The organism is Mesorhizobium sp. M7A.F.Ca.US.006.04.2.1, from assembly GCF_004022915.1.
In the GTDB taxonomy this organism is placed as follows: domain Bacteria; phylum Pseudomonadota; class Alphaproteobacteria; order Rhizobiales; family Rhizobiaceae; genus Mesorhizobium; species Mesorhizobium ciceri.
Window position 1 is genome coordinate 1 of the sequence record NZ_RZQA01001681.1, and the last position, 406, is coordinate 406.

The following is a 406-nucleotide window of genomic DNA, read 5'->3' on the forward strand; positions in this document are numbered from 1 at the left end:
CGCAACGCATGATCGATCAGTTCGCCGACGCCACGGACGACCATCAGTTCATCCACTGCGATCCGGAGCGGGCGATGCGTGAAACGCCGTTCGGCGGCACCATCGCGCACGGCTTCCTGTCGCTGTCGCTGTTGTCGGCGATGACCTTCGAGACCATGCCGCCGCTGGAAAACGGCAAGATGGGCGTCAACCACGGCTTCGATTCGCTGCGCTTCCTGGCGCCGGTGAAAACCGGCGCGCGCATCCGCACCCGTTTCGTGCTGGCCGACGTCAAGGTCAGGCCGTCGGGCTGGGTGCAGACCGCGCATGACGTGACGATCGAGATCGAGGGTTCGAAGAAGCCGGCACTGACCGCGCGCTGGCTGACGCTGACCTTGATCGAACGCCAGCCCGAGACGGCATGAGT

Annotated in this window: 1 protein-coding gene; it reads left to right on the top strand. The window is 65.0% G+C overall.

The annotated features are described in order from the left end of the window. On the top strand, positions 1–404 hold a 404-nt coding region (locus tag EN925_RS39385; protein WP_164894863.1), incomplete at its 5' end, for a MaoC family dehydratase. Between the last annotated feature and the right edge of the window lie 2 nt (positions 405–406).